This is a genomic window from Escherichia sp. 93.0816 (assembly GCF_013368855.2).
GTDB lineage: Bacteria > Pseudomonadota > Gammaproteobacteria > Enterobacterales > Enterobacteriaceae > Escherichia > Escherichia ruysiae.
The window spans coordinates 11154-35953 of sequence record NZ_JABWNC020000029.1; the positions used below are offsets into that span (position 1 = coordinate 11154).

Annotated in this window: 27 protein-coding genes; 14 read left to right on the plus strand and 13 right to left on the minus strand. The window is 55.1% G+C overall.

Annotated elements, in window-relative coordinates; genetic code table 11:
- Positions 1-243 precede the first annotated feature (243 nt).
- Genes flhA through HEM79_RS20365 form a run of 7 tightly spaced genes read right to left on the minus strand, consistent with a single transcriptional unit; the run spans position 244 to position 6473 of the window.
- Positions 244-2337, minus strand: a complete 2094-nt coding sequence (gene flhA, locus HEM79_RS20335; protein WP_176241950.1) for a flagellar biosynthesis protein FlhA — start codon at positions 2335-2337, stop codon at positions 244-246.
- Positions 2321-3460: a flagellar type III secretion system protein FlhB gene (flhB, locus tag HEM79_RS20340; protein WP_176241951.1), complete on the minus strand. Its 1140-nt coding sequence runs from the start codon at positions 3458-3460 to the stop codon at positions 2321-2323. Before flhB ends, flhA begins: the two co-directional genes overlap by 17 nt.
- Positions 3450-4232, minus strand: coding sequence for a flagellar biosynthetic protein FliR (fliR, locus tag HEM79_RS20345; protein WP_176241952.1), 783 nt, complete (start codon positions 4230-4232; stop codon positions 3450-3452). Before fliR ends, flhB begins: the two co-directional genes overlap by 11 nt.
- Position 4233: 1 nt before the next feature.
- Entirely contained in the window at positions 4234-4506 is a 273-nt protein-coding gene (locus HEM79_RS20350; RefSeq protein ID WP_176241953.1) for a flagellar biosynthetic protein FliQ, read from the minus strand.
- A 2-nt stretch (positions 4507-4508) separates the two neighbouring features.
- Complete coding sequence (gene fliP / locus HEM79_RS20355) at positions 4509-5261, minus strand: flagellar type III secretion system pore protein FliP (RefSeq protein ID WP_176241954.1); 753 nt, start codon at positions 5259-5261, stop codon at positions 4509-4511.
- On the minus strand, positions 5258-5629 hold the full coding sequence (locus HEM79_RS20360; RefSeq protein WP_176241955.1) for a FliM/FliN family flagellar motor switch protein: 372 nt from the start codon (positions 5627-5629) through the stop codon (positions 5258-5260). Before HEM79_RS20360 ends, fliP begins: the two co-directional genes overlap by 4 nt.
- Positions 5622-6473 (minus strand): FliM/FliN family flagellar motor switch protein, encoded by an 852-nt coding sequence (locus HEM79_RS20365; protein WP_176241956.1) that lies wholly within the window; start codon positions 6471-6473, stop codon positions 5622-5624. Before HEM79_RS20365 ends, HEM79_RS20360 begins: the two co-directional genes overlap by 8 nt.
- 386 nt (positions 6474-6859) lie before the next feature.
- Here HEM79_RS20365 and HEM79_RS20370 point away from each other — a divergent pair, with 386 nt between their 5' ends.
- The 8 genes from HEM79_RS20370 to HEM79_RS20405 are packed head-to-tail and all read left to right on the plus strand — an operon-like array spanning position 6860 to position 13729.
- The gene (locus tag HEM79_RS20370) at positions 6860-7846 is read left to right on the plus strand and encodes a sigma-54 interaction domain-containing protein (RefSeq protein ID WP_176241957.1); all 987 of its coding nucleotides are present in this window, start codon (positions 6860-6862) and stop codon (positions 7844-7846) included.
- Positions 7847-7860: 14 nt separating this feature from the next.
- Positions 7861-8202: a flagellar hook-basal body complex protein FliE gene (locus HEM79_RS20375; protein ID WP_176241958.1), complete on the plus strand. Its 342-nt coding sequence runs from the start codon at positions 7861-7863 to the stop codon at positions 8200-8202.
- A gap of 4 nt (positions 8203-8206) precedes the next feature.
- Complete coding sequence (gene fliF / locus HEM79_RS20380; RefSeq protein ID WP_176241959.1) at positions 8207-9853, plus strand: flagellar basal-body MS-ring/collar protein FliF; 1647 nt, start codon at positions 8207-8209, stop codon at positions 9851-9853.
- Complete coding sequence (locus tag HEM79_RS20385; RefSeq protein WP_176241960.1) at positions 9831-10841, plus strand: flagellar motor switch protein FliG; 1011 nt, start codon at positions 9831-9833, stop codon at positions 10839-10841. Before fliF ends, HEM79_RS20385 begins: the two co-directional genes overlap by 23 nt.
- A 3-nt stretch (positions 10842-10844) precedes the next feature.
- On the plus strand, positions 10845-11555 hold the full coding sequence (gene fliH, locus HEM79_RS20390) for a flagellar assembly protein FliH (protein ID WP_176241961.1): 711 nt from the start codon (positions 10845-10847) through the stop codon (positions 11553-11555).
- Positions 11548-12885: a flagellar protein export ATPase FliI gene (fliI, locus tag HEM79_RS20395; RefSeq protein ID WP_176241962.1), complete on the plus strand. Its 1338-nt coding sequence runs from the start codon at positions 11548-11550 to the stop codon at positions 12883-12885. The genes fliH and fliI overlap by 8 nt, the downstream gene beginning before the upstream one ends.
- 2 nt (positions 12886-12887) lie before the next feature.
- Positions 12888-13322, plus strand: a complete 435-nt coding sequence (fliJ, locus tag HEM79_RS20400; protein WP_001248919.1) for a flagellar export protein FliJ — start codon at positions 12888-12890, stop codon at positions 13320-13322.
- A gap of 2 nt (positions 13323-13324) precedes the next feature.
- Positions 13325-13729 carry an adenylyltransferase/cytidyltransferase family protein gene (locus HEM79_RS20405; RefSeq protein ID WP_176241963.1) on the plus strand — a complete coding sequence of 135 codons (405 nt, stop codon included), beginning with the start codon at positions 13325-13327 and terminating at the stop codon, positions 13727-13729.
- On the opposite strand, the gene fic is transcribed toward HEM79_RS20405, so the two are convergent.
- The 6 genes from fic to flgA form a co-directional block, all read right to left on the minus strand.
- Positions 13723-14799 (minus strand): protein adenylyltransferase Fic, encoded by a 1077-nt coding sequence (gene fic / locus HEM79_RS20410; protein ID WP_176241965.1) that lies wholly within the window; start codon positions 14797-14799, stop codon positions 13723-13725. The two genes, HEM79_RS20405 and fic, sit on opposite strands and share 7 nt — an antisense overlap.
- A gap of 159 nt (positions 14800-14958) precedes the next feature.
- Complete coding sequence (locus tag HEM79_RS20415) at positions 14959-17430, minus strand: glycosyltransferase (RefSeq protein ID WP_176241966.1); 2472 nt, start codon at positions 17428-17430, stop codon at positions 14959-14961.
- A gap of 178 nt (positions 17431-17608) precedes the next feature.
- A complete protein-coding gene (locus tag HEM79_RS20420) occupies positions 17609-18538 on the minus strand; it encodes a lysine-N-methylase (RefSeq protein ID WP_176241967.1) in 930 nt (309 codons plus the stop codon).
- A gap of 127 nt (positions 18539-18665) precedes the next feature.
- Positions 18666-19094, minus strand: a complete 429-nt coding sequence (flgN, locus tag HEM79_RS20425) for a flagellar export chaperone FlgN (RefSeq protein ID WP_176241968.1) — start codon at positions 19092-19094, stop codon at positions 18666-18668.
- Between the two features lie 12 nt (positions 19095-19106).
- A complete protein-coding gene (flgM, locus tag HEM79_RS20430) occupies positions 19107-19382 on the minus strand; it encodes a flagellar biosynthesis anti-sigma factor FlgM (RefSeq protein WP_176241970.1) in 276 nt (91 codons plus the stop codon).
- Positions 19383-19462: 80 nt separating this feature from the next.
- On the minus strand, positions 19463-20200 hold the full coding sequence (gene flgA / locus HEM79_RS20435) for a flagellar basal body P-ring formation chaperone FlgA (RefSeq protein WP_176241972.1): 738 nt from the start codon (positions 20198-20200) through the stop codon (positions 19463-19465).
- A gap of 81 nt (positions 20201-20281) precedes the next feature.
- On the opposite strand from flgA, the gene HEM79_RS20440 reads away from it, so the two are divergent.
- From HEM79_RS20440 to flgG, 6 genes are all read left to right on the plus strand, one after another.
- Complete coding sequence (locus HEM79_RS20440; RefSeq protein WP_000512950.1) at positions 20282-20617, plus strand: flagellar basal body protein; 336 nt, start codon at positions 20282-20284, stop codon at positions 20615-20617.
- Between the two features lie 2 nt (positions 20618-20619).
- Positions 20620-21051, plus strand: coding sequence for a flagellar basal body rod protein FlgC (gene flgC, locus HEM79_RS20445; protein WP_176241974.1), 432 nt, complete (start codon positions 20620-20622; stop codon positions 21049-21051).
- Positions 21051-21827 carry a flagellar hook capping FlgD N-terminal domain-containing protein gene (locus HEM79_RS20450; RefSeq protein ID WP_176241976.1) on the plus strand — a complete coding sequence of 259 codons (777 nt, stop codon included), beginning with the start codon at positions 21051-21053 and terminating at the stop codon, positions 21825-21827. The genes flgC and HEM79_RS20450 overlap by 1 nt, the downstream gene beginning before the upstream one ends.
- 159 nt (positions 21828-21986) lie before the next feature.
- The gene (gene flgE / locus HEM79_RS20455) at positions 21987-23189 is read left to right on the plus strand and encodes a flagellar hook protein FlgE (protein WP_176241978.1); all 1203 of its coding nucleotides are present in this window, start codon (positions 21987-21989) and stop codon (positions 23187-23189) included.
- Entirely contained in the window at positions 23189-23926 is a 738-nt protein-coding gene (locus HEM79_RS20460; RefSeq protein ID WP_000375451.1) for a flagellar basal body rod protein FlgF, read from the plus strand. The genes flgE and HEM79_RS20460 overlap by 1 nt, the downstream gene beginning before the upstream one ends.
- 26 nt (positions 23927-23952) lie before the next feature.
- Positions 23953-24738 (plus strand): flagellar basal-body rod protein FlgG, encoded by a 786-nt coding sequence (flgG, locus tag HEM79_RS20465; protein WP_000990540.1) that lies wholly within the window; start codon positions 23953-23955, stop codon positions 24736-24738.
- Positions 24739-24800: the final 62 nt, after the last annotated feature.

A 24800-nucleotide genomic window follows, 5' to 3' on the forward strand; every position in this document is an offset into this window, starting at 1 on the left:
CACCTCCACCTGGGAACTGAGTACACCTCAGTCTGGCACATTGATGCCGTAAGGCGGGAGGTGTCCATCACATCGGCCTACAAATTTGTGCCTTAACGGTAGGCCGGATAAGGCGTTCACGCCGCATCCGGCGGTTGTGCGCCGGTGCCGGATGCGCTTACGCTTATCCGGCCTACAAATTTATGCCTTAACCGTAGGCCGGATAAGGCGTTTACGCCGCATCCGGCGGTTGTGCGCTGATGCCTACATCAACGCCCCCATAATCTTCAACTCCAGCTCATCCGGCACTTCGTTATACGACAGCACATGCAGCCCCGGCGCAAACAACCTTGCGTAGCGCGCCAGCAAAGGACGCAGTTGCGGCGGAACCAGCAGCACCGGATCTTTCCCCGCCGCTTTCATCTGTTCCTTCACCTGCGGCATCGTGCTCTGGAACTGGTTGAGCATATTCGGGTCCACCGGCACGCTGTCGAGCATCACTTTGCCGGCCTGTTGCGCCTGATTCACCACGTTGGTCAGCAGATTTTCCAGCTCATTATTCAACGTATACACCGTCAGCTCCTGCTTGCGAACGAACGGATGGGTAATGCTGCGCCGCAGCGCCAGGCGCACATCGGCGGCCAGCAGAATAGGATCCTTGGTCACCGTGCTACTGGCAACCAGCACGGTGGCGATGGTGACGATATCGCGCAGGGAAACGCCTTCGGTCAGCAGCGCACGGTACACTTTCAGCAACTGGCTGTAATTCAGCGCCGCGCTTAAGTCTTCCGCCAGTCGCGGTGCCATCGACGCCAAACGGTTATGCAACTGCGTAATATCATCATAGTTAAACAAATCAGGAATATAGCTGCGCACAATCTTATTTACATGGGTAGCAATCACGCTGGCGCTATCGATCACCTGATACCCCATATTCAGCGCCTTCGCTTTCTGCGCAGGTTGAATCCAGGTCACCGGCATCCCATACGCCGGGTCATTCCCCAGCACGCCGTCAATCTCGCCGTAGGTTTCGCTGGAGGGCAGCGCCATCAGTTTATCCGCCGGAATATCCGCTTCGTCAGCCTTTATGCCGTTGATGAAAATAGCGTACTGGCTGGGCTTGAGGCGGAAATTTTCCCGAATACGGATCTCCGGTAGCAGCACGCCGTTGCCGTCGGAAATCACCTGCCGCACGCCGCGAATCCGCTGGGTGAGCGGGTTACCCTGCGCTTTATCCACCAGCGCCACCAGCTTATAACCGAGGCTTAAACTGATGGGTTCGATCAGCGGGATGGTCTCCCAACTGACCTGTTGCTCGCTGGTTTCGGTGATAGTGCGGGTCAGCGTTTCGAGGCTTTTCTCTTCCGCCTCCGCCGCCTGCGGGCGTTTGCTCATCCGCCAGCCGGTAAAGCCAAGCAGGGCGCTGAACAGCAAAAATGGCAGGTGCGGCATCCCGGGCACTACTGCCAGCACAAACATAATCCCGGTGGCGGTGTAGAGCACCGACGGGCTTGCCAGAAGCTGGTGGCGCACGTCATGGGCGATATCGCCGTTATCGCTGACGCGGGTGACGATAATTGCCGCTGCGGTGGAGAGCAGCAGGGAAGGGATCTGCGCCACCAGACCGTCACCGATGGTCATCAGCACATACTGCTGGAAGGCGGCATCGGCGCTCAGGTTGTATTTGAAGATCCCGATACAGACGCCGCCGATCAGGTTAATCGCCAGAATCATCATCCCGGCGATGGCGTCCCCGCGCACAAACTTCGATGCCCCGTCCATTGCGCCGTAGAAATCGGCCTCGCTGGCAACATCTTTACGCCGGGTTTGCGCCTGCGCCTGGTTGATCAGCCCGGCGTTAAGATCGGCGTCAATCGCCATCTGTTTGCCGGGCATCGCGTCTAAGGTAAAGCGGGCAGAAACCTCGGAGATTCGCTCAGCCCCTTTGGTGACGACGATAAAGTTGATGATCATCAGAATGATAAACACCACGAAGCCGACGACAAAGTTGCCGCCAATCACCACCTGACCAAACGATTCAATCACCTTACCCGCCGCACCCGCGCCGAGATGCCCGTGAAGCAGCACCACGCGCGTGGAGGCGACGTTAAGCGTCAGGCGCATTAAGGTGGTGATCAGCAAAATGGTCGGGAACAGGCTGAATTCCAGCGGCCTTTTCGCCGACACCGCCACCAACAGCACCATCACCGCCAGCACAATGTTGAAGGTGAACAGAATATCCAGCAGCGCAGGCGGCAGCGGCAAAATGACCATCGCCAGAATGCATAGAATGACCAGCGGCACGCCGAGATTACCGCCGCGCAGCAGCGCGAGGAACGATTTAGTTGTTTTCGCCATCCAGTTTAAGCACCTCTTTGGGAATGGAAATATGTCTGTTCAGCGCCGGGCGCGGCTGTGCGCCGTCGCGCCAGTGTTTCATTTGCAGGACGTAGGTCAGAACGTGGGCGATGGCCCGGTAAAGCTGAAACGGAATTTGCTGGTTCACCTGGGTGGTGTAGTAAACCGAGCGCGCCAGTCGCGGGAACTCCACCACCTCCACCTGATTTTCAGCAGCGACCAGGCGAATATAGAGGGCGATTTCATCGGTGCCTTTCGCCACCACAAACGGCGCGGCAGCGCGCGACTGGTCATACTGCAACGCCACGGCGTAGTGGGTCGGGTTGGTGATCACCACGTTGGCTTTCGGCACCACTTTGCGGATTTGCCCCATCGCCAGTTGCCGTTGCAGCCGCCGCACGCGCGCCTTCACTTCCGGCTTGCCTTCCTGATTTTTGTACTCTTCTTTCAGCTCCTGTTTGGTCATTTTCAGCCCTTTGGTAAACAGGGCTTTCGCCAGCGGCACGTCGACAAGCGCAAAGAAAATAAACAGGATGACAAAGTTGCGCATCACGCTGGCGTAGAGCGATAAGCCATCGTTAATTGCCAGTTTGAACGGCAGCGCCTGCAGGCCGAGAAAGGCGGTAAAGTTATTGCGCAGGCTGATCCACAGCATTACCAGCACTACCACCGACTTCACCGTCATCTTTCCCGTTTCCGCCAGATGTTCACTGGAAAACAGCCGACCAATGCCTTTTAACGGGCTGATTTTGCTGAAGTCCGGGAGGATTTTTTTCGGCAGAAACAGCCAGCCGCCAGGCACCAGCGAAGAGAGGAGCGCGGCGGCGGGCATCGGCAGCAACGTGAGAATAAACTTGCCGAGAATTAACAGGTGATGGCGCAGAAACTGGCCGATAACGTCCGGATTATTAATCTGCTGCGCGTACTGATGCACGCTGATAAAACTCTCGCGCACAAAATCGGCATACCACGGGAAGCTGCTGGAGATCACCACAAACGCCGCAAACAGGCTCGCCGCCAGCCCCATATCCTTCGAGCGCGGCAGTTGCCCCTCTTCACGCGCTTTACGCAGCTTTTGCGCCGAGGGTTTTTCTGTTTTTTCTTCGCTGCTGCTATCCGCCATAGTGACCTTTCAGCGCGTCGAGTTGCTGCAACACAAAATTCGCCAGATGCAGATAGTGATCCGGCAGGTTGTAGAGCAGGGTGGCAAAGCAGACCAGCCCCGCCAGCATGTTGATGGGAAAGCCGAGCGAAAAGAGATTCAGCGGCGGCGCAATGCGGTTGAGCAGGCCAAAACAGCCCTGCACAATCAGCATGATAAAAGTGGTCGGCAGCGCCAGCAGCGATGCCGACGCCAGCACCCAGCTAAAGGCCAGCGCGATAGTGCGCAGGGTTTGCGGATGCAGCGCGTTGCCAATCGGCCAGTAGGTGAAGCCTTTGTACAACACGCTCACCAGCAGCAGATGCCCGTCCATGGCGAAAAACAGCAGGATCGCGTAGACGTTGATAAGCTCCGCCAGCACGGTGGTCGATGCGCCGCTGCTTGGGTCGTTCATCACCGCCATGCTCATCCCCATATTGAACGAGAGAATTTGCCCGGCGAGTTGCAGCGCGAGAAACAGAAACTGGAACATCAGCCCGAACAACATCCCCCATAAAATTTGCTCTACCGTCAGGATCAGGCTGTTGAGTGAAAGCAGGTCGTGGGGAACAGGATGGGGGATCAAGGGCGTGATGATAATTGCCAGCGCCAGCGACAAAATAATCCGCACGCGCACGGTCAGGGCGCTGTTATCCAGCACCGGCACATAGCGCAGAAACGCCATAATGCGCACGAAGGGAAACCACAGCCCCAGCGCCATATCCATCAGTTGCGTAACGTCGCTTGTGCGCATCTTAATGCACCAGCAACGCGGCCTGGCTAAACAGGTGAATGCAGAGATCATGCAACTGGATAATCATCCATTTGCCGCACACGCCAAGCACCACCAGCGTGACAATCAGCCTCGGCAAAAAGCTCAGGGTCTGTTCGTTAATCTGCGTTACCGCCTGGAACACGCTCACCACCAGGCCGACCAGCAGGCTTGGCACCACCAGTACCGAAACCAGCAAAATCACCACTTTTATGCCGCTGGCGACAATGTCGGCGGCTACGTCAACGGTCAGCATAATCAGCCCAGCCCCAGCCCGCGAATGCTGGTGGTGAGCGTGCCGATGGTCAGCGACCAGCCGTCGATCAGCACAAACAGCATCAGCTTAAAGGGCAGCGAAACAATCAGCGGCGACAACATCATCATCCCCATCGCCATCAGTACGCTGGCGACAATCAGGTCGATAACCAGAAACGGGATGTAGATCATAAAGCCAATCTGGAAGGCGGTTTTCAGCTCGCTCAGCACATAGGCGGGCACCACAATCGTGAGATCCTGGTCAGCGGCATTGCCCTTCGCGCCACCGATGGTCATGATTTGCGCCATCGCTTTTTTGTCAGTCTGCGCCAGCATAAAACGTTTCAGCGGCGTCGCGGCGGTGCTTAACGCATCGGTCAGGGTAATTTGATCGTTTTCGAACGGCACCACAGCGTGGTCGTAAATATTGAGCCAGATGGGGCGCATCACCAGCATGGTGAGGGAGAGCGCAATGCCAATCAGAATGCGGTTCGGCGGCGTTTGTTGCAGCCCCAGCGCCTGGCGCAGCAAGGACAGCACGATAATAAAGCGCGTAAAGCAGGTCATCATCAGCACCATCGTCGGCAACAAACCGACGAGGGTCATCAGAATCAGCACCTGAATTTTGACGCTGTACTCCTGAGTGTTGCCGTGGGTGACCACGTTAAGCAGCGCAATATCGCCGCCCTGGGCGAATGCCAGCGGGGCGAGCGCCAGCAGCGCAAGCCCCAGCGTCAGTTGAGTGCGGCGTTTCATGGTGCCAGGTCGTTGATATCGCGGGTGTTAAACTCCAGCACGCGCAGGCCGTACTTCTCGTTGACCACCACCACTTCCGCTTTGCCCAGCAGAATATTGTTCACTTTAATATCCAGCGGTTCCCCGGCGAGTTTATCCAGCTCAATCACCGTGTCGTCATCGATGTTAAGCAGGTCGGCTAACATGATCTCTACTGACGACACTTCCAGCGTTAAGGTCACCGGAATGCGTTTCAGCAGCGTCATCGAGTCGGAAAAGCGGTCTTCCAGGCGGGTGACCAGCGTCTCGGCGTCGGCGGATTTCACCGCTGGCGCAACGTCATCGGTGAGGCCAAAATCCCCGGATAAAATATCGTCTTGTTTACTCATGGCTATTCTCATTCTTGCCCGCCAGCTCCGACAAAAACAGCTTGTCTTTGTCTTCCACAATCAGGGCGCTAAATAATTCAGATTGTCCAATCGCTACCGGGAACGTTTCTCCCAGAGATATGGGTAAAATATCCCCGGCTTTTATCTGCGCCAGATCGGCGACATTCATCGATAGCTCGGCAATTTTGACGTTCAGGGTTAGCGGCAGGGAGCGGATGATCTCTTTAATCAATGCCGGTTTATTGACCGGCTTCGCTGCCTGCTGCGGTTTACTGTGTTCGCTGTGGCGGATCAGATTTAAAATAAAATCGGTATGGGCATCGTCGAGCAAAATACGAAAGCTGCTCTCTTCATCACCCGCGAGGGTAAAGGTTAATTGATATGCCCAGTGGGTAATCACCGTGCTGCTGTCCAGTTTTAATTTCAGCGCAATACCGGAAGTTTGCAGATTAAAAATCAGCGTGCAGATATCCAGCGCCAGACGGTTCTTTAACCGTGTTTCGGTTTTGGTCGGTAATCCATCATGGGCTTTCGCCTCTTCGAGGGATGATTCCAGACCATAAAAATTGCCCAGCAGCATTAACAGCAAGGAGCGATCAATATCAAACGCCAGATGCCCGACCTGGGAAACCATCAGTTCGGCGTTTTTATTAATAATATCCATTTCGCAGCCAATCTTTTTTAAGGTGATATTGCTGCGATGCTTTTTGAGAAAATAGCTGCCCAGATGCGAATCAATAACATCAAAATTCCCCGTAAACAGGGTCGGCAGGCGATGGTATGGGCGTCCGAGCCGATTACCTTCTAATTTAAAGATGCCTGGCGTTTTACTGTACTTCAGCATGGCTTACTTTCTCTGCTGTAATGGTATGGGCGTTTTTGTGCACACAAATCCGGCAGTGACACAAGGTGAGGTATTAAATAGAGGGAACGTGAGGCAGGCAAATTATTAATAGGGTGAAAAAATAATTAAATTATTAAAGGGTGAGATATCAGGCATCGTCATAGAACATTGTACGAACTGTAGGCCTGATAAGACGCGTAGCGTCGCATCAGGCACCGGCGCACAACTGCCGGATGCGGCGTAAACGCCTTATCCGGCCTACGGTTCTAACTCATTGTTTAAACTAAAATAATATTTTTATTATCGTTTAATTCAAACTTGTTAATCCCGACGATGATACGCTTAAGAACATCCTGATTATTGTCGCTACTTATATCGTTCACCCTATGTCTGAACTTATTGCATCTGCCGCTTCCAGCATTAACGCTTTTACTCTGGCAAAGCGTGTCGCCGCCTTTAACGTGCCGGTCCTGATTCAGGGCGAAACCGGTGCGGGCAAAGAGTGTGTGGCGAAATATATTCACACCGTAGCCTTTGGTGAAAATGAAAACGCGCCCTATATCGGTGTGAACTGTGCGGCGATCCCGGAAAATATGCTGGAAGCCACCTTATTTGGCTACGACAAAGGTGCATTTACTGGCGCAATTGCCAGCGTGCCGGGGAAAATGGAACTGGCGAATAATGGCACCTTATTACTCGATGAAATTGGTGAAATGCCGCTGGCGCTACAGGCTAAAATATTACGCGTGTTGCAGGAACAGCAGGTTGAAAGATTAGGCAGCAACCGACAAATTAAACTTAATTTTCGCCTGATTGCCTGTACCAATAAAAATCTTGAGCAGGAAGTGGCTGCCGGACGTTTTCGTGAAGATCTCTATTATCGTCTGGCGGTAATCCCTATTACCATGCCGCCGCTGCGTGAACGCCTGAACGATATTATTCCGCTGGCAGAGTCATTTATTAAAAAATACTCAACGGTGCTGGTGAAAAATATCACTCTGTCGGAATCTACCCGTCGTGCGCTGCTTAATTACCGCTGGCCCGGAAACGTTCGCCAACTGGAAAACGCCATTCAGCGAGGAATGATTTTAAATCGCGATGGCGTGATTTTCCCGGACGCACTAGGCCTGCCGGAAAGCGATAAAAAAGAAAATACAGAACAAGCCTGGCCTGTTCAGTCAACCGTACAAATTGCCGAAACCAGCGATTTAGGCCAGCACGGACGTAGCGCCCAGTATCAATATATCGCTGACCTGATGCGTAAATATCAGGGTAACCGCAGCAAAATTGCCGACCTGTTAGGCATTACCCCGCGCGCACTGCGCTATCGACTGGCCTCCATGCGTAAGCACGGTATCGAAGTTTTCTCCTGACCCGGAAGTTAAAAATGAGCATTACCAATATCAACAGCACCATGCAGGCGCAAATCATGCAGGACGTGCAGCGGATGCAGGCCAACGCCCAGGCACCGGTGCTGCCCGCCATGACCTTCAGTTCCACTGACCCGGACGTTTCGTTTAACCGCATTATGTCCGGTGCGCTCGGTCACGTTGACCAGTTCCAGCAGGTGGCGGAGCAGCAGCAAACGGCTATCGATACGGGCAAAAGTGATGACCTCGCAGGCGCGATGATAGCCAGCCAGCAGGCGTCGCTCTCTTTTTCCGCGCTGGTTCAGGTGCGCAATAAAATCGCCACCGGATTTAACGATCTGATGAGTATGTCGATCTAACCCTATGAATGAACAAATCAAGAAGTTAACCCAGGCGTTTCCGGCGTTTCGACTGCGTCTCGCAGATAACAAACGCTGGGCGCTGATGGCGGGCGTGGGGCTTGCCGTTGCGGCGACGGCGATTATCGTCAGCGTACTGTGGACCGGCAATCGCGGCTACGTCTCGCTCTACGGCCGCCAGGAAAATCTGCCCGTGTCGCAGATTGTCACCGTGCTGGACGGCGAAAAACTCACCTACCGCATCGACCCGCAAAGCGGGCAGATTCTGGTGCCGGAAGAGGCGCTGTCGAAAACGCGCATGACTCTTGCCGCCAAAGGCGTACAGGCGCTTTTACCCAGCGGCTACGAGCTGATGGACAAAGACGAAGTGCTCGGCAGCAGCCAGTTCGTGCAGAACGTGCGCTACAAACGCAGCCTCGAAGGGGAGCTGGCGCAGAGCATCATGTCGCTGGACGCGGTGGAGAGCGCGCGGGTGCATCTGGCGCTTAATGAAGAGAGTTCATTTGTGGTCAGCGATGAGCCACAAAACAGCGCCTCGGTGGTGGTGCGCCTTCACTACGGCGCGAAGCTGAATATGGACCAGGTGAACGCCATTGTGCATCTGGTTTCCGGCAGCATTCCGGGGCTACAGGCCAGCAAAGTCAGCGTCGTCGATCAGGCGGGAAATCTGCTGACCGACGGCATTGGCGCGGGCGAGGCGGTTTCTGCCGCTACCCGTAAACGCGATCAGATCCTTAAAGACATTCAGGACAAAACCCGCGCCAGCGTGGCGAACGTGCTGGATTCGCTGGTCGGTACGGGGAATTACCGCGTCAGCGTGATGCCGGATCTCGATCTCAGCACTATCGATGAAACCCAGGAACACTACGGCGACGCACCGAAAATCAACCGCGAAGAGAACGTGCTGGACAGCGACACCAATCAGGTGGCGATGGGCGTGCCCGGTTCGCTCAGCAACCGTCCGCCGATTGCGGCGAATCAGATGACCAACGGCACGGAAGATAATCGCTCGCCGGAAGCGTTATCCAGGCACAGCGAAAGCAAGCGCGACTATTCATACGACCGCAGCGTCCAGCATATTCAGCATCCCGGCTTTGCGGTGAAACGCCTCAACGTGGCGGTGGTACTCAATCAAAACGCCCCGGCGCTGAAAAACTGGAAGCCGGAGCAGACCACACAGCTTACCGCGCTGCTGAACAATGCTGCCGGTATCGACGCCCAGCGAGGCGACAACCTGACGCTTTCACTGCTCAACTTTGTGCCGCAGGTGGTCCCGGTCGAACCGCTAATCCCGCTGTGGAAAGATGACAGCGTGCTGGCATGGGTACGCCTGATTGGCTGCGGCCTGCTGGCGCTGTTGTTGCTGCTCTTCGTGGTGCGCCCGGTAATGAAACGCCTGACGGCGGTACGTGCGCCGGTTATCACACCAGAACCGGAAACTGTCAGCGAACCGTGGATCGCCATGCCGGAAGAGGAGCGCAAAAACGTCGAACTACCGTCGCTACCCGGCGATGACAGCCTGCCGTCCCAGAGTTCCGGCCTTGAAGTGAAACTCGAGTTCCTGCAAAAACTGGCCATGAGCGACACCGATCGCGTTGCCGAAGTTCTCAGACAATGGATTACCAGCAATGAGCGAATTGACAATAAATAAGAGCAACAGCTACCTGGAACAGGCGGCGATCCTGCTGCTGTGTCTGGGCGAAGAAGCGGCGGCGACGGTGATGCAAAAACTGAGCCGCGAAGAGGTGGTGCGCCTGAGCGAAAACATGGCGCGGCTTTCCGGTGTCAAAACCAGCATGGCGCGCAAAGTGATCAACAACTTTTTTGATGAGTTCCGCGAACAGAGCGGGATTAACGGCGCGTCGCGCTCTATGTTGCAGGGCATTCTTAATAAAGCTCTCGGAACGGAAATTGCCAGCAGCGTGATCAACGGCATTTATGGCGATGAGATCCGCTCGCGGATGGCGCGCCTGCAATGGGTGGAACCGCGCCAACTGGCGATGCTGATCTCCGAAGAACATCTGCAATTACAGGCGGTGTTTCTCGCCTTTTTGACGCCGGAAATTTCGGCGGCGGTGCTCTCGTATCTCAACGAATCGGTACAAAACGAAATTCTCTACCGGGTGGCGAAACTCAACGATGTTAACCGCGACGTGGTGGATGAACTGGACCGCCTGATCGAACGCGGCCTGTCGGTGCTTTCGGAGCACGGCTCGAAGGTGAAAGGCATTAAACAGGCAGCGGATATCGTCAACCGCTTCCAGGGCAACCAGCAGGTGATCCTCGACCAGATGCGCGAGCGCGACGAAAACGTGCTGGAACAGCTTCAGGATGAGATGTACGACTTCTTTATCCTCAGCCGCCAGAACGAAGAGGTGCGCCGACGCCTGCTCGACGAAGTGCCGATGGAAGACTGGGCGGTGGCGTTGAAAGGCACCGAAGCTCTGCTGCGTCGTTCCATTTACGCGGTAATGCCAAAACGTCAGGCTCAGCAACTGGAAGCGATCACCGCGCGTCTGGGGCCGGTGCCGGTCAGCCGTATCGAACAGATCCGCCGCGAAATCATGGGTATCGCCCGTGAGCTGGAAGAGGCGGGAGAAATCCAGCTACAGCTTTTTGCTGAACAGACGGCGGAGTAACCCATGACCATTGAAACACTGCGCGGGCGATATCGCCTGCACCGTTTTCCGCCGCGCCAGCGGGCTATGGCGAGTGAACCGCTGATCGCAGGGATCAGCGCCGCCGACTACCAGCGCCAGTTAAAAGACGGTTTTCAGGAAGGGCTGCAAAAAGGCTTTGAGCAGGGGATGACCGAAGGGATCGACCAGGGATTTCTTGAAGGTCATCAAAAAGGGTTTGAAGATGGGCGACGCCAGGGCTACACCGAAGGCAGCCTCGCCGGGCAGCAGGAAGGGCGCAGACAGTATGTAGAGGCGGCGCAGCCGCTGGAAAACATCACCCGTAAAGTGAACGACTTCCTTGCCCATATCGAACGTAAACAGCGGGAAGATTTGCTGCAACTGGTGGAAAAAGTAACCCGCCAGGTGATCCGCTGCGAACTGGCGCTGCAACCGACGCAACTGCTGGCGCTGGTGGAAGAGGCGCTGGCGGCGTTCCCGTCCATGCCGGAAACCCTGCAAGTGATGATGAGTGCGGAAGAATTTAACCGCATCCGTGACGCGGTGCCGGAAAAAGTGAACGAATGGGGGCTGATGCCTTCGCTTGATTTAGCGCCGGGCGAGTGTCGGGTGATTACCGATAAATCAGAACTGGATATCGGCTGCGAGCACCGCCTTGAACAATGCATGACCGCGCTGAAAGAGACGCTGACGCCGGAGTCGCAGAGTGAGTGATTTTTCCGCTTTCGATAACGCCCTGCGCTCGCTGGAGTCGATTCCATTAGCCCGCATTGCCGGGCGGCTGGTGCGCCTTAACGGCATTCTGCTGGAGAGCGTTGGTTGCCCGTTAATGACCGGGCAACTGTGCCGCATCGAAAGCGCCAATCACACGCTCATCGACGCGCAGGCCGTGGGCTTTAATCGCGACGTCACCTACTTAATGCCGTTTAAACAGCCAGTCGGCCTGATGGCGGGCGCGCGCGTCTTCCCGGAAGAAAAAGCTCACGACATCCTGATTGGCGAAAGCTGGCTAGGCCGCGTGGTTAACGGCCTCGGCGAGCCGCTGGATGGCAAAGGCCGCCTGAACGGCAATGACCTTCTGCCGCCGCTGCCGCCGTCGGTTAATCCCTTAACCCGGCGTTCAGTGGACGAACCGCTGGACGTGGGCGTGAAAGCGATCAACGGCCTGCTGACCATCGGCAAAGGCCAGCGCGTCGGGCTGATGGCGGGCAGCGGCGTCGGGAAAAGTGTGCTGCTGGGGATGATCACCCGGCAGACCAAAGCCGACATTGTGGTGGTTGGGCTGATTGGCGAACGCGGGCGCGAAGTGAAAGAGTTTATCGACCACTCGCTGGGCGCGGACGGGCTGGCAAAGTCCATCGTCGTTGTCGCACCCGCCGATGAATCCCCGTTGATGCGCCTGAAAGCCACCGAACTGTGCCACTCCATCGCCGCCTGGTTTCGCGACCGTGGGCATCACGTTTTACTGCTGGTGGATTCCCTCACGCGCTACGCGATGGCGCAGCGTGAAATCGCCCTCTCGCTCGGCGAACCACCTGCCACCAAAGGCTATCCGCCATCGGCATTCGGTATGATCCCCAAACTGGTCGAAAGCGCAGGCAACAGCGAAAGCGCCGGATCGATGACCGCCATCTACACCGTGCTGGCGGAAGGCGACGACCAGCAAGATCCGATCGTCGATTGCGCCCGAGCGGTGCTGGACGGGCATATTGTATTAACCCGCAAACTGGCGGAAGCGGGGCACTATCCGGCCATTGATATCGGCCAGTCGATCAGCCGCTGTATGAACCAGGTCACCAGCCTGGAACATCAGCAATCCGCCCGCGCGTTAAAGCAAAACTACGCCGCCTATATGGAGATCAAACCGCTGATCCCGCTCGGCGGCTACGTGCAAGGCGCGGATGCCAGCGTCGATAAGGCGGTAAAAATGTACCCGACCATCGAGCGATTTTTACGCCAGGAGATGCGTGAACCTGCCTCCCTCGAACTGGTGCAAAGCCGCCTGCAAATCCTCTTTCCCAACGCCAAAAAGGCAGAACAGTAACCATGCGACAAATCATCGACACCCTCGCGCAATTGCAGCGCCTGCGGGATAAATCGGTCAAAGACAAAACCGTCGAGCTGGCAAAGCAAAAACAGATCTGCGCGGGCTATGACAACAATATCAAAGCATTAGGTTACCTGGTGGAGAAAACGTCTGCGGGTGCGGCGGCGTCGGTGGAATCGCTGAAAAACGTCAGCGGCTACAAGGGCACTTTGCGAAAGGTGATCGCCTGGCAGGAGCAGGAAAAAACGCTGGCCAACATCAAAGCCACGCGAATGCAGAAAAACCTGACGGCGGCGGCGTGTGAAGAGAAAGTGGTGGCTTTGACGCTGGACGACAAACGCCGTGAGCAACAAGAAAGCGCCACGGCGAAAGCACAAAAAGCGGTGGACGATATCGCCGTGCAGTGCTGGCTGCGGCACAAATTAGCGGAGTAGCCATGAAAACGGTCATCACCTTCGGCACCTTCGATGTGTTTCATGTCGGTCATCTGCGCCTTTTACAACGCGCCCGCACACTGGGCGAGCGGCTGCTGGTCGGCGTATCGTCAGACGCCTTAAATATCGCCAAAAAGGGTAGGGCACCGGTTTACCATCAGGATGAGCGCATGGCGATTATCGCCGGGCTGGCGTGCGTAGATGGCGTATTTCTGGAAGAATCGCTGGAGCAGAAAGCAGAGTATTTGCGGGGGTACAGTGCGGATATTTTAGTGATGGGCGATGACTGGGCAGGGAAGTTTGACAGCTTCGCGTATATTTGTGAGGTGGTGTATTTCCCCCGCACGCCGTCGGTATCGACGACGGGGATCATTGAGGTGATTCGGGGTAAATCAGCCACCTACTGATTTAATTCCCGTAGTAGTCTGGTATTGAGATACAGTTTTTCCCGGCCTACGCTCATCTCCTCCAGTACGCCAGCTTCTGTCAATTGCTTAAGATAAGATGACGCTGTCTGTCGTTTGGCTATGTTACGTTCGACAAGGTTTTGAATCCGGCAGTAGGGCTGGGCAAAAAGCGCCTGAATTAACTCATGGCTGTAGATTTTTGGCAGCTTCTCACGGACATATTCCGTTGTTTCAGCAATCAATTGCCGAACAACTGAAATCTTTGTGGTTGTCCATCGGGACGTGTTTTCAACTGCTGACAGCATAAACAAAATCCACGCCTCCCAGTCACCTTCCTCCGTCACTCTGCGCAGATGGGTGTAATAAGCCGTGCGATTTTCAAGAATGAAACGCGACAGATACAGGATTGGCAGCGAAAGTAATTCAGTCTGGATCAGATACAAAATATTCAGGATACGGCCCGTTCGTCCGTTACCGTCCGGGAAGGGATGGATACATTCAAACTGATAGTGCGCAATGGCCATTTTTATCAACGGATCTAAATCATCATCACCATGAATAAACCGTTCCCAGTTCGCCAGTAAGTTGCGGATAGTATCTTCACCAACAGGTGGCGTGTAGACGATGTTATTGTCCTGATCGCGTAATACGGTACCCGGTGTTTTACGGATATCGGTTTGCACAGCGCGTAACTTTGTGCAAATCGCGATTGCGGTGTTTGTACAGAGCGGCCAGGCCTCGAGATGGGTATAACCATCATTCAGTGCGGTGCGATAGCGCAACGCTTCTTTGGTTGCCGGATCGGCACCTTCTTCACGATCTGCATATTGAAAAAGTCGATCGCTGGTGGTTACGATGTTTTCAATGCGTGAAGAGTCTTTCGCTTCCAGCATCGGGAGAATGTTGATGAGCAGACCTTGAGCGGGGAGCAATTCGCCAGCCGTTTTCAGCTCAGCAATGGCAGCCCGCGCATTGATACACGCTTTCAGAACGCTTCGTGTTTCTATGCGTTCTAAATCTGGAGGCAAACCGGGCAGATCGTTGTAGGGGATTTCTGGGTTCCATTTCATATATTTAAAAAATCGCGTTTTATCGACATATAGCCATCATATGTCGATACCATAAACATGTCACTGCAATATGTTTAAAAAAATGCGTTTTTTCGACATGTAGTCCAGGCATGTCGATGGCATAGACATATTATGGCGATATGTTTTAAAAAACGCATTTTATCGACATATTCCTGACAGTTTCCTTGCCCGCAACGCCTTCACAATCACCATCGCCGCCCGTTCACCCGCCTTGCCATCCATAAACGCGTCGCAATAGTGATGGCGAATCTCCGCCAGCCGCGCCTGCAACGCTCCCCAGTCAAACGCCTCTGACAGCAGATAACGCAGTTCTGCCATATCGTGAGCGACGGGCAGTATCGCGCGGATTTGCTGATCGGCGCTCTCCGGCGTGGAGTAGCTTTTCTCGCCGTCTAGCAGTTCATTCATGCCTGGAAAGTCGAGCAGGATCACCCGCTTATCGACGTGGATAGCATCGAAAATAAAACCGCTGTTATCGGTGAGCACGTAATCGGCCTTTTCCAATAGTGCCAGCGTGTGCTGAGCAGAGTCGGTGCGCTGTTTTAAATGCCTGCGCGCCAGTGCCAGCGATGCCGCTTCTTCCGGGCGCGAGCAGGTGCCGTGGTGCAGTTTGCAAATCAGGTTCACATCACCGCTTAAGCGCCCCAATTTTTCAGCCCAATGGGGCAGGGAACTTAATGCGCCAAACGTGGGGGCGTAGAGCACCGTAGGTTTACGCTCGTCCAGTTTGATATTTCCCGGCAGGGTGCGGTCAAACGTGCCGTTATGCCATGCGTCGAAGCGTGGGTTGCCAACCACTTTTGCATTGCCGAAATGTTCCAGCGCCCGTTGGCTGTAGTGGCTGTAACACAAAATGCGCTGATAAAAACGGTTCCAGTCGGCGTGGTTCCAGGTTTCTTTGGCTAAGCCGTACATGGCGCGGACGTTCACCGCTGCCAGGCCATTGAGCGCGGGTGTGTGGTAGGGGCTGACCAGGCATTTCACTCGCTGACCATGTGCCTGCATTTCAGATAAGCGCATTCCTTTAAGCTGCGGATCGTCGATGCTTTTCAGCGTTTCCAGCATCTCATCAAGAAACGGTTTAAACACGCGGTCGTTGATCACCAGCGTACAGCTTTGCCCCTGCGCCTGTAGCGCGGTGACAATTGGACGGTACAGCGCGTAGTGGAAGGAGGTTTCCATAAAAAAGCCGATGGTGTCGGCGAGGGGGAACGTGGATGGCTTTGTCGCTACAGGTAACTTATTGAAGTAGTGGCTAATGTTGTCGGTCTTTCTTCCCTCGATATCACTAAAGCCCGGTCGCTGGTAACAAAGGCTCGGGTAACAGGCCAGCCATTTGTCGGCGCGTAGGAGCGGTTGCCAGCCGTCTTCCAAAGAGTGTTCATCGTTGCTCATCTGCTGCGCCAGTTGCGGGTAGTAGCGGCTATTCACCAGATAAGCACACACTTTGCGGCAGTCCCGTGCGTGCACGACCCCAGGCAAACTTTTCAGCATCGTTCCCTGGGTAATTTCGCCACCGAGGATCATCACCTGCCACGGTATTTTCGTCAGGCTGGTGAGCAGGGTGTTCAGCACCTGAATATGTTTCTCCTGCTTGAGAATGACCGCATCATCTTCCAGCAGCAGGTAGTTTTTCCAGCCATGCTGTTGCGCCAGGCGCAGCGCCTGTAAGTGTGACTGACGGCGGCCCCGTTGACCGTTTTCATCTTCACAGGCGGCAAGGCGGGTGATCTTCTCAGGCGGAATATGCAGCAGTGCCAGTTCTTCACGGATCTGCTGCAAGCGATCCGGGCGTTTATCCAGATTAACCAGAACGATCTGATCGACAGCCTGATGGTTGATCGCCTGGTAATGGGTGGCGTTATGCAGACTCAGATAGGCATTGCGCAGCAGCGGATCGCTGACGATTTCGCTCAGTTCGGCGTTTACCGGCGTGCTGGCTGTGAGAATAAAATCTTTATCAAAGGTGTTGTGGCTGTGCGAGATGCACAGAATGGTGCGCTCGCCGGGCAGTTGTAGCGGGTTAACGCTGAAATTGTCGGTGAAACTTCTCTCTTCGCCAAGGTTGCAAACATCGTCGTAACGGTGTTTTTTCAGATAGTTACGGTGATAACAAAAGGTGCCGTTGAGGATGTTATGCGGGCCAAAGCTGCGGCTTTGAAAGATGCGATTAATGTGGCTGTACCAGATGGGGATCTGGTCGGAACCGGAGATTAGCGCCCGGTGTTTTTGCATCATGGCAATGGTGTACGAGATTTTATCTGCCGGGTAGTAATCGTCATCATCCATACAAAGGATGTACTCGCCCGTTGCCAGTTCGTTGAGCGTATTGCGTTTTTTGCCCAGCGGCAGTTTTTCCGGGTGATGGATATAGCGGATGTTAAAGGTTTCCGGTGTGCCATTGGTCAGGCGGTCGATGATGTATTGATGGCTTTGCGGCGAGTCGTCGAGGATGATGAGTTCGCGGCGGTCTGCGGGGTAATCCTGATAGCGGTACATATAGAGCAGGTACGGCAGGAATGCGCTGCGGTTCCAGGTTGGTGTGACGACGCTGACGAAGGGTTTTTCGCGGTGGGTGGCGAGTGTTTTGATGATGGTTGGTGTTGGCATGGTGTTTGGGTGAGTTAATGGGTGAATGTGATGAATGTGCGCATATTGCCCCTCACCCTAACCCTCTCCCCAAAGGGGCGAGGGGACCGATCGAGCACGGTGTTGAATAAGGCGCAGGTTTGCTCCCTCTCCCTGTGGGAGAGGGCCGGGGTGAGGGCATCAGCGCGCACGTTGCCCTTCACGTCAGCAGCGAAAATGCTGAAAGCAGCGGGTCCGCAGCACATAACGACTTAATTTGCTGGCGAATCGGCAGCGCATTTTCACTCGCTCGCCAGCGTTCAAACACCGCGAAGAGGGCGAAAATATCCTCCTGCCGTAGTGACGAACCATCCAGCGTCCATAAACTGATTAACGTGCGGAGGAGATAAAAATCGCACACCAGCGGGAAATAATCCGCCCCGTCTGCCTGCCCGATCGCCTCGTGGTAAACGCGGTAGATCAGGTAATTACGCAAAATCCAGGGTGAAGTGGTGAAATGCTGCTGCCAGGTAGTTTGCCACTGCGTCTGAAGCTGCTGATGTAACAGAGCTTCACTGTTGGCGTCATGCAATGTCAGTAAAGAAACCTGCAACGGCAGCGAGGCTTTGCGCGGGCTTTCCGGCAGAATCGACCAGTCAAACGCAAAACTTCCGAGCAGCGTCACCAGTTGGCGTGCCAGCTGTGGCACGGGCGGGAGCTGGGCGAACTGTGCCTGTAGCGTACCTTTTTGCGCATGGTCGGCCAGCGCCTGCGGCAGGGTCGTCAAACGGGCCAGAGTATCGCCATCCTTGCCTGGCATTTTACTGGCGCGGGAGAGCAGGATACCGACGGCATACAGTGACAATTCCGGGGTTAAATCGGGGAGCGTAAGGGTGCTCAAAATGACCTGGTTTAGTATCACATCGCGCGCGGAAAGCTCTCCGGCACTCTCTTCCATAGACCGATAGGTGAGCTGTAATTCAAACGCATTGGCATCGTTGAGCACCGCTTCGCAACTGGCAATCTCGGTTAATGCCAGGCTCTGGCGAATCTCGTTTTTCCACACCTTGCGGACATATAAAGGCGAACCGGGATGTTGCGCGATAAATTTGCGCACAAATTCTGGTTCGTAACATTCAATAAAACTCATAGGAGGCTTCCAGTCTTTAATGCTGAACAGGAATTGCAATTACCGTGCCGGAAAATTTTTTAATATAAAACAAAGAATTGTTTTTCAGGCGGAAAATCCATTTCCGCTATGGGGGAAGGAATGGTCATTATTCCTGATAAATAAAATCCGCTTCGCTGCCTAAAAAAGACTGAATAAATTCATACTGACGAATCAACAAATCGCCGTTTTTATCGTTATACGCCTTACAGCGTTCGGCTTTTTGTTCAAGTCGTTGCCACAAGCGTTGTGCCGCCTCTTTTTGTACGGCGGGTAACCAGTTAAAAATCTGCTCTAAACCTTCCCGATTGACGCTGACGCCGAGAAATTTCAGCAGGCTGTGGCGCTGTTGGCTGTGGCTGTTTAACTGCTCATAGTGATGCGTTATCTCATCATTCACTGCCAGTAATTCTTCACTCGCGCGGCGAATCATGCAGATACGCTGACGTTGAAGCAGTGCGCGCAGGGAATCATACAGCGCGTCGTCGTCACGAATGCCCTGCAGCAGCGCCTTTACCTGTTGTAACCGGATACTCACTTCATCGGCCTCTTAGTTCTGGAAAAAACTCAGCATGTCGCTGGCTAACTGTTCGGTGTCCACTTGCAGGCTGCCGGAGGCCAGCATCGCCTGCATTTGCGCCACTTTGTCGCTGTCGATATCGCTCTCTTGCTGGTCGTTCAGCGTTTGCTGGGCAGACTGCAATCCCGCCTGGGTAATGTCATCGGCGCTCAGCGTCGTGGTGGTGGTCGCGCTTTTGCTGGTCTGGCGGGTGCCAGTAGCGGAAGCCGTTGGGCGATTGCCTGGCATAGTCGGGGTGATTTTCATCGCAACCTCGTCTCTGTTTGAAGGTGTGTTACTCCGGTAAAGCGGTGAATGTGGGGCAAAACTTTAATCGCCAGCGCAAATTACTCTGCGCTTACCGTCGTCACCACACCGCTTTCCGCTACCATCGCGCTGATAACCCGCTGGCTGCTGGCATTGCGCACTTTCACCATCTCCCCTTTGCGACCATTTTTCAGCGCCACACCGGGCATCGAGGCGGTGATCCCCGCGTTCTGGTAAACAATCATCACCGGCTGATCGCGCTCGACCAGCACCGGAGAAACCAGTTCCTCTTTGGTGATGGGTTTACCCGGTTGCAGGGCATGTTTACTGCTCAAACCAATCGCGTCATCAAGATTCATCAACATATCCCGCCGCTGGGCGCTGACGTTGTAGGGCTTCAACTCCACATCATTCGCCGTAAGCGGCGTATCGCGGGCAATCACTGACTTTGCCATTACCACCGGCACCCGCACATCCGGGCGCACCGCCACGTTCATCTGCCAGCTTTGCGGGCAACTGACGGTGAAATTCATCCGATTGAGGGCGATTTCTGCGGGCGAAGTCAGCGTGACGCCGGGTGCAGTCGCACAGGGCGCGGCAGTCGCAATCTGCGACGGAATGTAGACGTTAAAAGTGTAGCGATAGTCATGCCATTGCCGCTGTTGTGCCAGTGATTCAATCTGCTGGCTGGCGGCGCTCAGCACCTGGGCGTTGATCTGTTCCCGCGCGCTGTGTTGCACGGGATGGACGGCGGCGTAGCCCGGTAAGGCCAGCGCCAGGAGGAAATATAACTTCCGCCTGCAAAATTGAAAACTCATAAACCCTTTCTCATCAGTTACTTAAAAATTGGCACAGCGATTGCTTAGCGTATGCGGATTGAAGCAGGAGTGACGCAGGAAATGGGGATCAGTTTTCAACAAGCATTGGGAGTACATCCGCAGGCAGTGAAGTTACGTCTTGAGAGGACCGAGCTACTGACTGCGAATCTGGCGAATGTCGATACGCCAAATTTCAAGGCTAAAGATATTGATTTTGCCAGGGAGATGCAACGGGCAAATAACGCGGCGGTGGATGTGCAGTACCGCGTACCAATGCAGCCGTCGGAAGATGGCAACACCGTGGAACTGAACAGCGAACAGGCGCGGTTTTCACAAAATAGTATGGATTATCAAAGCAGTCTGACCTTTCTGAATCTGCAAATTAGCGGCATCAGAGAGGCCATTGAAGGGAAATAAGCATGTCATTTACTGATATCTATCAGATTTCCGGCTCGGCGATGACGGCGCAAACGCTGCGTCTGAATACCGTCGCCAGTAACCTGGCGAACGCGAATGCGCCCGCCAGCAGCGAGGCGCAGGCGTATAAAGCGCGCAGCCCGGTGTTTGCGGCGGTGTATCACCGCAGCTTGTTGGCAGGTACACATCGTCATGCGATTGACGGCGCCAGCGTACAGGTGCAGGACGTGCTGCAAACCGGCGGGGCGGTGAAACGCTATGAACCGCATTCGCCGCTGGCCGACGCCAACGGGGATGTCTGGTATCCCGACGTCAATGTGGTGGAACAGATGGCGGACATGATGTCGGCCTCGCGCGATTTTGAAACCAACGTCGATGTGCTCAATAACGTGAAAAGTATGCAGCAAAGTTTGCTGAAACTGGGAGAAGCCTGATGAATACCCTGGCGCTGAATGCGCAACCACAGGCGCACTCTTCCTCTGTGGGAAGTAGTGCGGTGGCGCAAAACAATGTGGGAGCGACCCCGCAGAGCGGTAATGTGGGCGATAGCGCAGCTACCACCGATACCAGTAGTACGACAACGTCCACGGATTCGTCGCCCGTCGATACCTTCCTGACGCTGTTTGTCGCCGAGATCCAAAACCAGGACCCGACCGACCCGACCGACGCCACCGAATATATCGACCAGCTTTCGTCGATGGCGCAGGTGGCGATGATGGAAGAGATGAGCGTGCAGGCCAACACCAACGCGGTACTGATGAGCAACATTCAGGTAATGGCGCTCGGCAACCTGGTGGGCGACGACATTATGGTACAGACCACCGCCTTGCAGGTGAGCGACCAGACCATTAACGGTCGCGCCACGCTTGACGACGCCTGTACCACCGCCGATCTCCACTTTACCGATGCCGCAGGCGATGACTACACCGTCTCGCTGATCCCGGAAGGCAGTTCTTCCGTGGGGCCAGGGCAGGTCGATTTCTCGATTAACCCGGCTGATTACGGTATCCCGCCGGGTGATTACGACGTGTCTGTGGTCACCAACACCGGGGAAGAAGAGGTGCCGATTGAAGTCTCCGGCGAAGTGGAAGATGTGCGCATCCCGCTCGACGGCAGCTCTCCGGTGCTCAACGTCGCAGGCGTGGGCGAAGTACCGTTCACCATGATTAGCCAGTTTGGCGTACCCAATACCGACAGTGATGTGGCGTGATGACCGGTGCCAAATTGCCTGATGCGCTTCGCTTATCAGGCCTACATGAAACTGCAATCTATTGAATCTGCGTGGTTTTGTAGGCCGGATAAGGCGTTCACGCCGCATCCGGCAAAACAACGGGCACGCTGCCAAAATCTGAATTAACAGGAAGAAATAATGAGTTATGAAATTGCCGCAACGGGGCTGAATGCCGTTAACGAACAACTGGACGGGATCAGTAACAACATCGCCAACGCCGGAACGGTGGGCTATAAGTCGATGACTACCCAGTTTTCAGCGATGTATGCCGGAAGTCAGGCGATGGGCGTCAGCGTAGCGGGCACGGCGCAAAGTATTTCACGCGGCGGTTCGCTGGTCTCCACCGGCAATGCGCTGGATCTGGCGATTAACAACGACGGCTTTTTTGTGACCTGCGACAGTGCAGGCAATATCTCCTATACCCGCGCCGGTTCGTTTGAAACTGACAAAGACGGCTATATTGTTAACGCCTCGGGCGCTTATTTGCAGGGTTACCCGGTCGATGACACTGGCACCCTGCAAACCGGTACGGTCACGGATATCCAGATCAAAACCGGCAATATTCCGGCGCAGGCCAGCAGCAGCCTGACCTTTACCGCTAACTTCAATGCCAGCGACACTGCTATCGATCGCACAGCCGTGCCGTTCGATCCGACCAATAGTAGCTCCTATACCGACAGCTACACCACCACGGTGTATGACTCATTAGGCAACGAGCACTCGGTATGCCAGTACTTCACCAAAACCAGCGATAACACCTGGGAAGTGCAGTACACCTTCGACGGTCAGCAGCAGACTGGCGTTCCGGCGACCACTTTAACCTTCGATCCGAATACCGGGAAACTGACCTCGCCAACCACGCCGCAGACCATTGAGTTTCAGACCGACGCCGCCGCGCCTATCGATTTAACCGTCGATTACTCCACCTGTACGCAATACGGTTCTGACTTCTCGGTTACCACCAACTCCGCCAACGGCTACGCCTCCGCGACGCAAAACGGTGTGCAGGTCGATGATGATGGCAAAGTTTACGCCACCTACAGCAACGGCGAGCGCATGTTGCAGGGGCAGGTGGTGCTGGCGACGTTCCCGAATGAAAACGGCCTCGAAGCGGTAAGCGGCACGGCGTGGGTACAAACGGGCGAATCCGGCACACCGCTGATTGGCGTTCCCGGCTCCGGCACTTGCGGCACGCTCACGTCCGGCGTGCTCGAAAGCTCTAACGTCGATATCACCAGCGAACTGGTCAACCTGATGACCGCCCAGCGTAACTATCAGGCCAACACCAAAGTGATCGCCACCAGTACGCAGCTCGATGACGCGCTGTTCCAGGCAATGTAATGGATCGCCTGATTTATACCGCCCTGAGCGGGGCTTCTCAGACTTTGTACGAGCAGCAGATTAGCGCCAACAACCTGGCGAACGTCAATACTAACGGTTTTCGCGCCGATATGGCGATGGCGACCAACGACAAGGTGAAAGGCGGCGGCTTCGACACGCGCTATATGGCGCAGGAAGGAGCCAGCGGTGTGAACGACAGCACCGGTGTTGCGGAAAAAACCGAGCGTCCGCTGGACGTGGCGATTCAGGGGGCGGGTTACATAGCGGTGCAGGATAAAAACGGCAACGAAGTCTATACCCGCAACGGCAACATTCAGCAGGACGACCAGGGGCAACTGACCATCGACGGCAATCTGGTGCTGGGGGATAACGGGCCGATCATTCTGCCACCGAACGCCATTGCTTCGTTTGGCAGCGACGGCACGCTCTCGGTCACGCCCGATGACGGCGACGTGACTGCGACGATGGATATCGATCGCCTGAAGCTGGTGGATATTCCGGTCGCTAACCTGGCGAAAAATCCTGAAGGGATGCTGGTGACTGCTGACGGCGTGCCAGCCCAGCGCGATGAAAACATCAAAGTCAGCGGCGGTTTTCTGGAGGGCAGCAACGTCTCGGCGGTGAGCGAGATGATGTCGTCCATCGCCATGAACCGCCAGTTTGAAGCGCAAATCAAGATGATGAAAACCGCCGAAGATATCAGCGACGCGGGCAACCGCTTATTGCGCGGCTCGTGATAACAGACACCAGGGAATAAATCACCATGAACGCAGCATTATGGATCAGCAAAACCGGCCTTTCGGCGCAGGATGCTGAAATGAGCGCGATTGCCAACAACATCGCCAACGTTAACACCACCGGCTTCAAGCGCGACCGGGTGATGTTTCAGGATCTGTTCTACCAGACCCAGGAAGCGCCGGGCGCGATGCTCGACCAGAACAACATCATGCCGACCGGGCTGCAATTCGGTAGCGGCGTGCGCATTGTCGGCACCCAGAAAACCTTCACCGAAGGCAACGTCGAAACCACCGACAACGCGATGAATGTCGCCATTATGGGGCAGGGATTTTTGCAGGTGCAGAAGGCCAACGGCGATATCGCCTATACCCGCGACGGCAATTTGCAGGTGAATGCCGACGGCGTACTGACCAACTCGCAGGGCTTGCCGCTACAGCCGGAAATCGACGTACCGGCGGGGGCGACCAACGTTGCATTTGGCGAGGACGGCACGGTGACGGCGATCTTACCCGGCGACAGCGACGTGACCGAGTTAGGGCAACTGACGCTGGTGAACTTCGCTAACCCGGCGGGGCTTTCCGCTGAAGGCGACAACCTTTATCTGGAAACCGCTGCCAGCGGTCAGCCGACCGAGGGTGTGCCGGGCGAAGATGGGCTGGGCACCTTGCAGGACAATGCACTGGAAGGCTCGAACGTGGATATCGTCAACGAAATGGTGGCGATGATTACGGTGCAACGCGCGTACGAGATGAACGCCAAAATGGTGTCGGCTGCGGACGATATGTTGCAGTACATCAGTCAGACGCTGTAAGGGTGTTGGGGAACGTGCGGTCTGATGCCCTCACCCCGGCCCTCTCCCACAGGGAGAGGGAG

Bases quoted from the DNA above. Each gene is read 5' to 3' on its own strand.
- flhA (WP_176241950.1), bottom strand. From the start codon at position 2,337: ATGGCGAAAACAACTAAATCGTTCCTCGCGCTGCTGCGCGGCGGTAAT.
- flhB (WP_176241951.1), bottom strand. From the start codon at position 3,460: ATGGCGGATAGCAGCAGCGAAGAAAAAACAGAAAAACCCTCGGCGCAA.
- fliR (WP_176241952.1), bottom strand. From the start codon at position 4,232: ATGCGCACAAGCGACGTTACGCAACTGATGGATATGGCGCTGGGGCTG.
- HEM79_RS20350 (WP_176241953.1), bottom strand. From the start codon at position 4,506: ATGCTGACCGTTGACGTAGCCGCCGACATTGTCGCCAGCGGCATAAAA.
- fliP (WP_176241954.1), bottom strand. From the start codon at position 5,261: ATGAAACGCCGCACTCAACTGACGCTGGGGCTTGCGCTGCTGGCGCTC.
- HEM79_RS20360 (WP_176241955.1), bottom strand. From the start codon at position 5,629: ATGAGTAAACAAGACGATATTTTATCCGGGGATTTTGGCCTCACCGAT.
- HEM79_RS20365 (WP_176241956.1), bottom strand. From the start codon at position 6,473: ATGCTGAAGTACAGTAAAACGCCAGGCATCTTTAAATTAGAAGGTAAT.
- HEM79_RS20370 (WP_176241957.1), top strand. From the start codon at position 6,860: ATGTCTGAACTTATTGCATCTGCCGCTTCCAGCATTAACGCTTTTACT.
- HEM79_RS20375 (WP_176241958.1), top strand. From the start codon at position 7,861: ATGAGCATTACCAATATCAACAGCACCATGCAGGCGCAAATCATGCAG.
- fliF (WP_176241959.1), top strand. From the start codon at position 8,207: ATGAATGAACAAATCAAGAAGTTAACCCAGGCGTTTCCGGCGTTTCGA.
- HEM79_RS20385 (WP_176241960.1), top strand. From the start codon at position 9,831: ATGAGCGAATTGACAATAAATAAGAGCAACAGCTACCTGGAACAGGCG.
- fliH (WP_176241961.1), top strand. From the start codon at position 10,845: ATGACCATTGAAACACTGCGCGGGCGATATCGCCTGCACCGTTTTCCG.
- fliJ (WP_001248919.1), top strand. From the start codon at position 12,888: ATGCGACAAATCATCGACACCCTCGCGCAATTGCAGCGCCTGCGGGAT.
- HEM79_RS20405 (WP_176241963.1), top strand. From the start codon at position 13,325: ATGAAAACGGTCATCACCTTCGGCACCTTCGATGTGTTTCATGTCGGT.
- fic (WP_176241965.1), bottom strand. From the start codon at position 14,799: ATGAAATGGAACCCAGAAATCCCCTACAACGATCTGCCCGGTTTGCCT.
- HEM79_RS20415 (WP_176241966.1), bottom strand. From the start codon at position 17,430: ATGCCAACACCAACCATCATCAAAACACTCGCCACCCACCGCGAAAAA.
- HEM79_RS20420 (WP_176241967.1), bottom strand. From the start codon at position 18,538: ATGAGTTTTATTGAATGTTACGAACCAGAATTTGTGCGCAAATTTATC.
- flgM (WP_176241970.1), bottom strand. From the start codon at position 19,382: ATGAAAATCACCCCGACTATGCCAGGCAATCGCCCAACGGCTTCCGCT.
- flgA (WP_176241972.1), bottom strand. From the start codon at position 20,200: ATGAGTTTTCAATTTTGCAGGCGGAAGTTATATTTCCTCCTGGCGCTG.
- HEM79_RS20440 (WP_000512950.1), top strand. From the start codon at position 20,282: ATGGGGATCAGTTTTCAACAAGCATTGGGAGTACATCCGCAGGCAGTG.
- flgC (WP_176241974.1), top strand. From the start codon at position 20,620: ATGTCATTTACTGATATCTATCAGATTTCCGGCTCGGCGATGACGGCG.
- HEM79_RS20450 (WP_176241976.1), top strand. From the start codon at position 21,051: ATGAATACCCTGGCGCTGAATGCGCAACCACAGGCGCACTCTTCCTCT.
- flgE (WP_176241978.1), top strand. From the start codon at position 21,987: ATGAGTTATGAAATTGCCGCAACGGGGCTGAATGCCGTTAACGAACAA.
- HEM79_RS20460 (WP_000375451.1), top strand. From the start codon at position 23,189: ATGGATCGCCTGATTTATACCGCCCTGAGCGGGGCTTCTCAGACTTTG.
- flgG (WP_000990540.1), top strand. From the start codon at position 23,953: ATGAACGCAGCATTATGGATCAGCAAAACCGGCCTTTCGGCGCAGGAT.